Source organism: Alcanivorax sp. (assembly GCF_040118815.1).
Taxonomy (GTDB): Bacteria; Pseudomonadota; Gammaproteobacteria; order Pseudomonadales; family Alcanivoracaceae; genus Alcanivorax.
Genome location: NZ_JBEDTC010000024.1, coordinates 1 through 10069, shown reverse-complemented (window position 1 = coordinate 10069; position 10069 = coordinate 1). Strand labels below are relative to the sequence as shown.

The window sequence follows — 10069 nt, the reverse complement described above, 5'->3', positions numbered from 1 at the left end:
TCACGGATCTCCCAGTCCATGCCGGCTTCCTGCATCCAGACATTGAGGGGTTGTTGGGCGGCGAGCTGGTTGCCCAGCCCGTGCCAGGGGGTACGTCCTGCATAGGCCATGCTTTCGACAAGATGTGCCATGGTAAATCTCCAAGAATAACGATGAGCCCAAAACGGGCGGCTTAACGAATGAGAAGAGGTGGTTGAGTCAGTGGTAGAGCAAAAGCCGAAGAGTGAAGGCTCAGAGCCAGCCACGCTGGGCTAAGCTGACCCACTCGGAGCGGGACACGACGAAGTGATCCAAGACCCGCACATCGATCAGGGCCAGAGCGTCCTTGAGCCGGGTAGTGATGGTGCGATCAGCCTGGGAGGGCTCACAGCACCCGGAGGGATGGTTATGGGCGAAGATTACGGCAGCGGCATTGCAGGCCAGGGCCTGCTGTACCACCACACGGGGGTACACCGCCGCGCCATCAATGGTGCCGTTGAACAAGGGCTCGAAACTGAGCACCTTATGCTTGTTGTTGAGGAAGATGGCCGCGAAGACCTCGTTCTTCTTCTGGGCCAGGGCCATCTGCAGGAACTGGGCGACATCGGTGGGAGTGGTTAGCGCCTCCCGACCGGTCAGCTCATCCAGAAGAATGGTGGCCGCCGTACTGACAATTTCCTCAGGCTTAACGCAGCCCTGTACGTGGTACAGGCCCTGCTCGTTCTTTACGAAAGTGGGAATATCCATCCAGGCCTCCATAGCGGCATAAAGAAGCCCGCACTGGGCGGGCTTCAGGGGTGTGTGAGTGGTAAGGGGAGAGTGGGACTTACTCGGCATCGAGGCGGAAGCTGTGTCCGCAATCCAGGCATTCCAGGTTGTCGAGATAGGTCTCGTCGAGCTTGGCGCCCAGCGCAGCACCAGCTTCACCACCGGCCACGCCGCCAGCCAAACCGCCAAACACGGCACCGGCGATACCGCCGATGGCGGACCCGGCAGGGCCAAACGCCAGGCCGACCGTAGCGCCCACGCGAGCACCGCTGCTAGCCATGGCAATGCCGCTGGCGGCACCTGCAACCGTGCCTACAGAGCCGCCGACCTTGCGGCCATTCTGCAGGGCGACAACGCGGATGGAACGGCAGGACGGACATTGAATGATCATGAAACCTCCATGAGACAGGGTCAGGAAGGCCATTCCTTCCTGGCTTCATAGAGGTGATATATGGTTGAAAAAATCTGGGATAGTGGCCGCATTTCTCTTCATGCGGGTAGTTGAAGTTTCTGTGTAGTATTTGGATAGTTCGATACTACGCCGATCGCTCTTCTCTATTTAGTTGGCCGATGTTGGTGAGCTGCGGCCTAACATGCCTCTCATCTTCTCGACAGCACCTGCTTGGTGAATTCTCATACGAGTTAGGGCGGGCCTGAATATCGTGCATTTTTCGGTTTTATGATGCTCAAGAAAAGCAGCAATCAGGCGCGGCAGCTCCCGTTTCACTCCGAACAGGTTATTGGCCCCGCCAAGGTATATAGCCTGTTGGTATTCTAGGCTTGGCCAAGGTGGCACCTTTCTGTAGCCGAAGATACCTTTAATCACCCGGAATGTATGTTCACGTTAGTTCGCGCGCTGGTTTGCTGGTCTCGCATTGCTGTGCTGTCTTCCTCGTCGTGGATTGCATTCCAGAACGTTCAGCGATAAATCACTTAGTCTTGCGCTTCTTTCTTTGCGATTCTGGATATTGCAATAACTAGAATCTTGCACAGATTCAGCTCATCCCGCAGGCATCGAAAGTTCAAGGTGGAAGTTTCATCGGCATTCCGGGAAAGATAAATATTCGAAAAACAGCACACCGATTCAATTTTATACAGCGTATCTTCCATGGTCGGACCACACTTCCAAAACCATTTAAATGCAGCTTTATGCATAATGACTGCTTCACAGAGGAGACTTGCGACCTAAGGTTATTGACATTTGGTTGTTCAGCCAAATAAGATCAAGGGATGTCACTACGTAGACAGCCTGTTTATTTGGAGGAATTATGAGTTCTGTATCAATTCAGCCGCGCAAAGTCGCTTTTGATGTCTCGTCAGTGCCACGGCACTGGAATGGCGGTGACCCCGTGCTGACCCGCTTCTTTGATGCCCTCTCAGTGCATTTCCCGGAGGGGGAGCGCTTCTTTATCCAGTCAGTGCGTAACTTCAAGGATCAAGTGACAGATGATCAGCTGAGCGAGGATATTCGTCACTTTATTCGCCAGGAAGGTCAGCACGGGATTGTCCATGATCGTTTCAACGATGTGATGGCCAGCCAGGGCGTGGATGTGGATAAGGTCACTGCGAATCTAAGGACCTTTATTCGCACCACACAAAAGTACCTGCCGAAGAAGTATCAGCTCGCCATGACGGCGGCGTTTGAGCACTTTACGGCAACCCTGGGCGAAACCATGGTCAGCGAGAAGAGCGAGATGTTTAGCGAGGCTGACCCCGTCATGAGAGCGCTATTTCTGTGGCACGGGGTCGAAGAAGTAGAGCACAAGGCCGTGGCCTATGATCTTTATCAGGGCGCAGCAGGTGGAGGCTACTTGACGCGCGCGTCTGCGTTGGTGGTTGCGACCCTGATGGTTCACCTTGTCGTGGCTCCAGTATTTTGGAATATGCTCAAGCTTGATGGCGTAACGCGCCAGCCTGGTGTGATTCTGCGAGGCCTGAACAAGCTTTATGGGCGAAAAGGTATTCTCACAGGCATGCTGCCTGATTTCCTCGCTTGGTTCCGCCCTGGATTTCACCCTTGGGATACCGGTATGCCTGAGAAGGTTGCCGCGTGGTTGGCGGAGTATGAGACTCATGGAGATCCGATGCGGGCATCGGAAACCATTTACGGTCCGGCTCCAGTGAGTGAGGCAGCCTGATGCATGGAGACAAGCAGGATGTCCCCAGTACCGTCGATGTTCCTCATACACATCGGCCTGGGCGTCACTGTGGCAGTTCAGCTATCAGAGACCTGCTGGAGTTTCATGGGCTTAATTTGACGGAAGCTTTCTGCTTCGGGCTGGGTGCCGGGCTTGGTATTACTTATGTGGAAATACCAGGCACGGACACCCCGTTTATTGTCCATGTCCGTTCAATGGGATTTGAGGAAACGGTGTTCTCTACACTGGGCGTGCCGTTTCGCTGGGAAACTTGGCAAGATAAATGTGCTGCCGCCGATGCGCTGGATGCCCATCTTGATGCGGGGCGGCCTGCGCTTCTCTTAACTGATATTTTTTACCTTCCTTATTTCAAGAGCAGTACACATTTCCCCGGTCACGCCATCGTCGCCTGGCAGCGAGCCGAGAAGGGCGAGACGATGCTCGTTAGCGATACCGAGCGCCCAGGGCTTTTAGAGGTGCCTCGTGACAAGTTGGTTGAAGCCAGATTCTCCTTGTCGCCACCCTTTATCCATCATGGTTCATTGTTCGCACCCGAAAGTGTTTCGGTTCAGGTGTCTGCCGATAACGTGCGCAGTGCGATTGTGAAGAATGCAGATAATCTCCTGCAAGGAAGCAGGAATCACGGTATTCAAGCGCTAACAACTTGGATCCAGGAACTTCCTCGCTGGAAGGCAGTGGATAAATGGCAATGGTTGCTCCGTTTCGCCTATCAAGTGATCGAGAAGCGTGGAACGGGGGGCAGCGGCTTTAGAGCGATGTATTCAGAATTTCTCGATGAAGCGAGTGAAATTGTTCCTGAAATACATGAGGCAGGCTTGGTCGAGTTGATGCGCACGAGTGCTGCGGCATGGTCCGCTCTGGCTGATTGTCTGCGAAAGGGGTCCGAAAGTGAAACATTCCCTGAAGAGGCAATAACGGACGCCATTGAATCTGTGCGTGTTGCAGAGACCCGGTATGCGGATGCCGCTTCAACATTCTGATAAAAAGTTGCTAACTATGACAGCTGAGACATCACTCCCGAGAGAACTGCTTGCCGCAAAGGCTTTTTTTGGTTCAGGGCATCCGTTGTTCAGGGTTTTTGGTATCGCAATGGATGACATTACCAAAGATGGCGCGGTAATGAGCATGCCTTGTGTGGAAGAGGTTTGTGATCAACAGGGAAAGCTTCATCGGGGAGCCATCGCTACCTTGCTTGATACGGCATGTGGTTTGGCGATTTTTGTGCGCCTCGGCGACATGCGCCCAATTGCGACAATTGACTTGCGCGTTGATTTCATCGCTAAACCCGAGGCTGGCGAAGGGGTGGCATGTAATGTCACCTGTTTTGCAGTTGAAGAAAATATTGCTTATGTCCGTGGAGAGGCATTTGGGCGTGATGGCGGCAATTTGCTGGCGTCGGTATCAGGCAGTTTTGCGATAGGAACGGCAGGCCCGTCCTTTGATCAATCTGTGAATCCTAGCAATAAGAGAGCCCCCTCCAAGAAAAAAACAATCGATGATGAAGGAATCATCAGCTTCGAAACAGAAAGGGTAACCGCTCTCTCTACTGTGGTCGGCGATGTATCACCATACGAAAAATTTCTTGGTATGACGGCTTCGGACGATAATGGCGAAGCAACCTATAAAATGCCGTTTCGCGAGCAGCACATTGGCAACCCTCTGATCAAGACTTTTCATGGCGGTATTATCGCAAGCTTCGCGGAGCTTGTTGCTGGCGCGCACTTAACAGCGAATCAGACTGAACAAAATAAGCCAGTATGTTCAAGTATGACTCTGGATTATTTGCGCCCGGCCTTTGCGGGTACGTTGGTGGCCAAGCCGAACATTATTCGTGAAGGAAAGCGCTTCATTGTGGTTGTTGTGGATGTGTTTCTTGATGGCGCCCAGGTTTCCCGAGGTCGCTTCATTTATAAGAGAGCCTTCGCTTCCAGCTAATCCAATCTATAAACAACCCTCCCCCCTTCCTTTTCTGCCTCAATAGAGGAGTTCTGTTATGTATATTTCACAGACTTTGCGCCGTGCGGTTCAATTAAACGGCCAAGGTACGGCTACCGTTTTTGCTGGTCGGCGGCAAACCTGGCGAGAGTTTGAAGACCGTATCGCATGCCTTGCTAACGGGTTGCTAAGTCTGGGCGTCAATGCGGGTGACAGGGTTGCCATACTGGCATTAAACAGCGATCGCTACCTGGAGTATTTCTATGCAGTGCCGTGGGCCGGTGCGGCAGTGAATCCCGTCAATATTCGGCTCGCACCACCTGAAATCGCCTATACCTTGAATGACTCAGGTTCTAAAGTGCTTTTCGTTGATGACACCTTTGCAGCATTGCTGCCATCCATACAGCCACAGCTTGAGTCTATCAAGCATGTTGTCTTCATGGGTGAGGGTGAGTGTCCACAAGGGTGTATTGATTATGAATCCCTTGTCGCCAACGCCGATCGAATCCGTGACGCCAATGCTGGCGGTGACGATCTGGCGGGGCTGTTTTATACCGGTGGTACCACTGGGCGGTCAAAAGGCGTGATGCTGAGTCATGACAACCTGGTATTCAATGCCCTAAACGTGGTTGCCGAGATGGGCTATGACAGTGACACCATATATATGCATGCCGGGCCCATGTTCCACTTGGCTGATATGGCCAGCACGTTTGCCGTGACACTGGCTGCGGGGACACATGGCATTGTTCCTCGCTTTGATGTTGATGAAGTGCTGGCTTTCATTGAGCAGGAGAAAGTCACGAACACCCTGTTGGTGCCGACCATGGTCAATCTTCTAGCCTCATCTGGGCGCATCGCCAATTACGATGTCAGCAGCATAAAACGCATGCTGTATGGCGCCTCGCCAATGCCAGAGGCGGTATTGATTAGTGCTATGGAACAAATGCCGACAGTGTCATTTGCTCAGGGCTATGGCCAGACCGAAGCCTCCCCAATCATTACCTCACTCGGGCCAGAACATCACATTCCCGGCGGAGAAAAATTACGTAGCGCCGGTCGCGCAGCACTGGGTGTGGAGGTGGTGGTGCTTGATGAAAATGATCAGGTGGTATCTCAAGGTACGGTTGGCGAAATATGTGCGCGGGGACCAAACGTCATGTTGGGTTACTGGGGAATGGAATCAACAACCGCTGATACCTTGCGCAATGGTTGGCTACATACCGGCGACCTTGGCTACATGGACGAGGATGGATTTGTCTTCATCGTTGATCGAGCCAAGGACATGGTAATCAGCGGTGGAGAAAATATTTTCTCTGTTGAAGTTGAAGGTGCCATTTATAGCCATCCTGCGGTACAGGAGTGCGCGGTAATTGGTATTCCCGATGAACGCTGGGGTGAAGCTGTGCATGCAATCGTGGTGCTGCGTGAAGGAGAGCACGCCAGTGAGGCAGAGATTATCGAACATTGCCGTGAAAGAATTGCAGGTTACAAAGTGCCTCGTAGCGTTGATTTTAAGGCAGAGTCGTTGCCGGTGAGTGGGGCAGGTAAGGTGCTGAAAAACGAACTGCGAGCCCCCTTTTGGGAGAGCAACGGTAAACAGGTTAATTGAGTAATTGATGACCTTGTATTGCGAAATTTATTGGCTTGGAGGCTTCCATGAATCTGGATTTCAGTAATGACGAAAAAGAATTTCGTAAGAGTATCCGGCAGTGGATGAAGGAAAATGTGCCTGATGATATTCGGCGCTGTACTGCCCGAGGAGCGATGCCAGACAAGAATATGCAGCAACGATGGGAGCGTTTGCTGGGCAGTCAAGGTTGGCTCACGTCTACTTGGCCAGAACAATTTGGTGGCCCAGGGTGGAGCGCAACCCAGCGGTATATTTTCGATCAGGAACGCGCCTCGGCAGGGGCTCCGCCAACAAGTCCTTTTGGTGTGGCCATGGTTGGGCCGGTGTTATATACCTTTGGTTCTGAAGCACAGAAGGAACGGTGGTTGCCCGGCATTCAGCGTGGCGAAACGCTATGGTGCCAAGGTTATTCTGAGCCCAATGCGGGCTCAGATCTGGCCTCGTTAAAAACGCGAGCCACGCGTAATGGCGACCATTATTTGGTTAATGGTCAAAAAATCTGGACGACACAGGCCCATTGGGCAGACATGATGTTTTGCTTGGTGCGAACGGATAGCACCGTGAAACAGCAGCAGGGTATTTCATTCCTGCTGATCGATATGAAAACCCCCGGGCTTGAAGTACGGCCGATTTATTCAATTGATGGGCATCATCACCTTAACGAAGTCTATTTTACCGACGTGAAAGTGCCTGTGGAAAATTTGGTGGGTCAAGAAGGAATGGGGTGGACCATTGCCAAGTTTCTTCTTACCCACGAACGCACCACCATTGCCGGTGTGGCGGATATTCACTACGAAATCAATCGCCTTAAAAGTGCTATCGATGCGCTACCAACGGAAACAGATAAGCAGTTGGCGGTGCGTCGGTTGGCTGGCTTGGAAGTCGATCTTATGGCACTGGAATACACCAACTTTCGCACCGTTGCTGCCACAGATGAAGGCAAGCCGTTCGGCCCAGAATCGTCAGGACTGAAAATCAAAGGCACGGAACTACAGCAAAGGGTTTCCCAAGCGATGGTGGAAATCGGAGGTTTGATGTCTTTGCCATGGGATAACGAGGAGCCCATTGGGGAGCAAATTTTTAATCAGGCCAGTCGCCGCTATAACTTCCTGCGTGCGTGCACCATCTATGGTGGATCTAACGAGATCCAGAAAAACGTGTTGGCGAAGATGTTGCTCGGATTGTGAGGTGAAAAATGGATTTCAAGTTACCCGAAAATACCACCATGATTGCGGATACCGCGCGCCGTTATCTTAAAGACAACTATTCATTTGACACCTACATTGCACAGTTGAATGAGAGTAATCACCTTGAAGCGAATCGCTGGCAGGCCATGAATGATTTGGGTTGGTTTGGCCTTCCGTTTGCTGAATCTGTTGGAGGGTATGGCGGCTCATTGCTTGACGTGTGCGCCATTGTTCAGGAGTTAGGAGCCGCGCTTTGTCTTGACCCTTTTGTCGATTTAATTGTTTCCCCCGGCAAGTTATTGGAGTTCGCCAATACGCCAACATCCTTGGCGTTGCTTGATCGCATTATTGCTGGTGAGGCACGTGTGGCTTGCGGTCTTTATGACCGGCATGCCGGTTATCACGTGCTGAACCCTTCCTTGAGGCTAAACGGAGAACGACTTTCCGGGCAGAAGCACGTTGTGTCTGATGGTGGCGTTGCAGACGCCGTGCTCGTCTCCGCTATGTCTGGTGATGAGTTGGTCATTGTCGCGCTACCTTTCGACGCCTGTGACGTTGAAAGATATCGACTGCTCGATGGAAGCCGTGCTGCCAGTTTGACGCTTGATGATGTGCTCATCACAGACGAAATGGTTTTGTGTCGTGGTGATGCGGCAAAGCAAGCGGTTTCTGCCTGGTTCGATTATCTGTGCGCATTGGACTGCGCACGTATGTACGGCGCCTGCCGAGAGGTGTATCAGGCCACTCTGGAATACGCTCGAACGCGTAAACAGTTTGGTAGAACGATTGGCAGTTTTCAGGTAATCCAGCACTACCTTGTTGATGCGTTTATTGATCTCCAGCAGCTGGAATCCATGCTCTTGATGGTGTCAGTAAAAGGAGAGAGCGCAAACGTCGGTGAGCGCGGGCGCGCGACAGCGGCGGCAAAGGCTTACTACGCAAACCGGGCCGTTGGTATCACTCAGCAAGGTATCCAGATCCATGGTGGCGTTGGTGTTACGGAAGAGCTGAACATTGGCCATTACTTCCGTCTGGTGACACATGCATCATTGAGTCATGGCGACCGAGAGCACCACATGTCACGGTTTATTCAGGCGGGGGAGAAGCAAAATGAAGTCGTTTGATTTTATCGTCGTGGGGGCGGGCTCTTCGGGCTGTGTTCTTGCCAACCGGTTAAGCGAGTGCGGCAAGTATTCCGTTTGTCTTATTGAGGCCGGCCCCCACGATAATAGCGGTTTTATTAATATTCCGTTTGGACTCATCGGTCTAATTAAACAAGGAAAGCGAAACTGGGGCTACGACACCGCGCCACAAAGTCACCTTAATAAAAGGCGCCTCTACTGGCCGCGAGGAAAAACACTGGGGGGCAGCAGCTCAATCAATGCCATGGTCTACATTCGAGGCCAACAACAAGACTATGATGACTGGGCAGCGCAAGGCGCAACAGGGTGGGCGTGGAAAGATGTGCAGCCGGTATTCAATGCACATGAAAACAATGAACAATACTCCGCTGACAATTGGCATGGTGTGGGTGGGCCACTGAATGTTACCCGAGTCAGGGATGTTAACCCGTTAACCCCGCTGTTTATTAAGTCCGGTGAAGAGCTGGGTTATACCCGAAACGATGATTTTAACGGGCCGGAACAGAAAGGCTTTGGCCGGTTTCAGGTAACACAAAAAGAAGGGCGCCGGTGGAGTGCCGCGCGTGCTTTCCTGGATCCTGCACGTGGCCGCGATAACTTGCACATCATGACGGATGTGCAGGTAACCAAGGTGTTACTGGATTGCGGCAGGGCGATTGGCGTCGAAATTTGTGATAGTGATGGTGCTCAATCGGTCATTCGTACGAACAAAGAAGTCATCCTGTCCGGTGGGGCGATCAATACCCCTCAGTTGCTGATGTTGTCGGGTATTGGAGAGCGAGAGCACCTATCGAAAATCGGCATCACCTGTTTGCAAGACTCGCCGGAAGTTGGGGAGAACCTTCAAGATCACCTTGATATGACCGTCATGATCAAGGACAAAAGCCGTCAATCAATCGGCATGTCACCGTTTTTTATACCTCGGCTGATTAGTGCCTTCTACCAGTATTTTCGTCATCGGCGCGGCTTTCTTGCCAGTAACGCGGCGGAAGCAGGGGCTTTTGTCAGCCTGCTCAGCGAGCCGGATCGTCCGGATGCTCAGCTACACTTTTTACCGGCTTATCTTCGAGATCATGGACGTCAGTTGACGCCAGGGTTTGGTTGTACGATTCATGTGTGCCAACTCAGGCCTAAGAGTCGAGGACAGATTCGATTGGCCAATAGCGATCCATTTGCTGCGCCTTTGATAGACCCAAACTATCTTTCTCATCCTGACGATATTCTTGTGCTCCGTGAAGGCGTGAAACTAGCCAGAAAAGTGTTTCACAG

Annotated in this window: 9 protein-coding genes; 7 read left to right on the top strand and 2 right to left on the bottom strand. The window is 52.1% G+C overall.

The window, feature by feature from the left end; genetic code table 11:
- Window positions 1–231: 231 nt before the first annotated feature.
- A complete protein-coding gene (locus ABNH18_RS16900) occupies window positions 232–726 on the bottom strand; it encodes a JAB domain-containing protein (protein ID WP_063508940.1) in 495 nt (164 codons plus the stop codon).
- Between the two features lie 79 nt (window positions 727–805).
- Window positions 806–1138 (bottom strand): membrane protein, encoded by a 333-nt coding sequence (locus ABNH18_RS16895; RefSeq protein WP_035248785.1) that lies wholly within the window; start codon window positions 1136–1138, stop codon window positions 806–808.
- Between the two features lie 877 nt (window positions 1139–2015).
- Here ABNH18_RS16895 and ABNH18_RS16890 point away from each other — a divergent pair.
- The 7 genes from ABNH18_RS16890 to ABNH18_RS16860 all read left to right on the top strand — a co-directional run.
- A complete protein-coding gene (locus ABNH18_RS16890; protein ID WP_035248744.1) occupies window positions 2016–2885 on the top strand; it encodes a metal-dependent hydrolase in 870 nt (289 codons plus the stop codon).
- Window positions 2885–3886, top strand: coding sequence for a BtrH N-terminal domain-containing protein (locus ABNH18_RS16885; RefSeq protein WP_052042942.1), 1002 nt, complete (start codon window positions 2885–2887; stop codon window positions 3884–3886). Before ABNH18_RS16890 ends, ABNH18_RS16885 begins: the two co-directional genes overlap by 1 nt.
- Window positions 3861–4841 carry a PaaI family thioesterase gene (locus ABNH18_RS16880; protein WP_231866193.1) on the top strand — a complete coding sequence of 327 codons (981 nt, stop codon included), beginning with the start codon at window positions 3861–3863 and terminating at the stop codon, window positions 4839–4841. The genes ABNH18_RS16885 and ABNH18_RS16880 overlap by 26 nt, the downstream gene beginning before the upstream one ends.
- 58 nt (window positions 4842–4899) lie before the next feature.
- A complete protein-coding gene (locus ABNH18_RS16875; RefSeq protein ID WP_349383958.1) occupies window positions 4900–6450 on the top strand; it encodes a long-chain-fatty-acid--CoA ligase in 1551 nt (516 codons plus the stop codon).
- 47 nt (window positions 6451–6497) lie between these two features.
- Window positions 6498–7658, top strand: a complete 1161-nt coding sequence (locus tag ABNH18_RS16870; RefSeq protein ID WP_007150215.1) for an acyl-CoA dehydrogenase family protein — start codon at window positions 6498–6500, stop codon at window positions 7656–7658.
- A gap of 8 nt (window positions 7659–7666) precedes the next feature.
- The gene (locus tag ABNH18_RS16865; protein WP_035248740.1) at window positions 7667–8782 is read left to right on the top strand and encodes an acyl-CoA dehydrogenase family protein; all 1116 of its coding nucleotides are present in this window, start codon (window positions 7667–7669) and stop codon (window positions 8780–8782) included.
- The coding region (locus ABNH18_RS16860) for a GMC family oxidoreductase (protein WP_349383957.1) at window positions 8769–10069 on the top strand (1301 nt) is incomplete at its 3' end. The genes ABNH18_RS16865 and ABNH18_RS16860, both read left to right, overlap by 14 nt.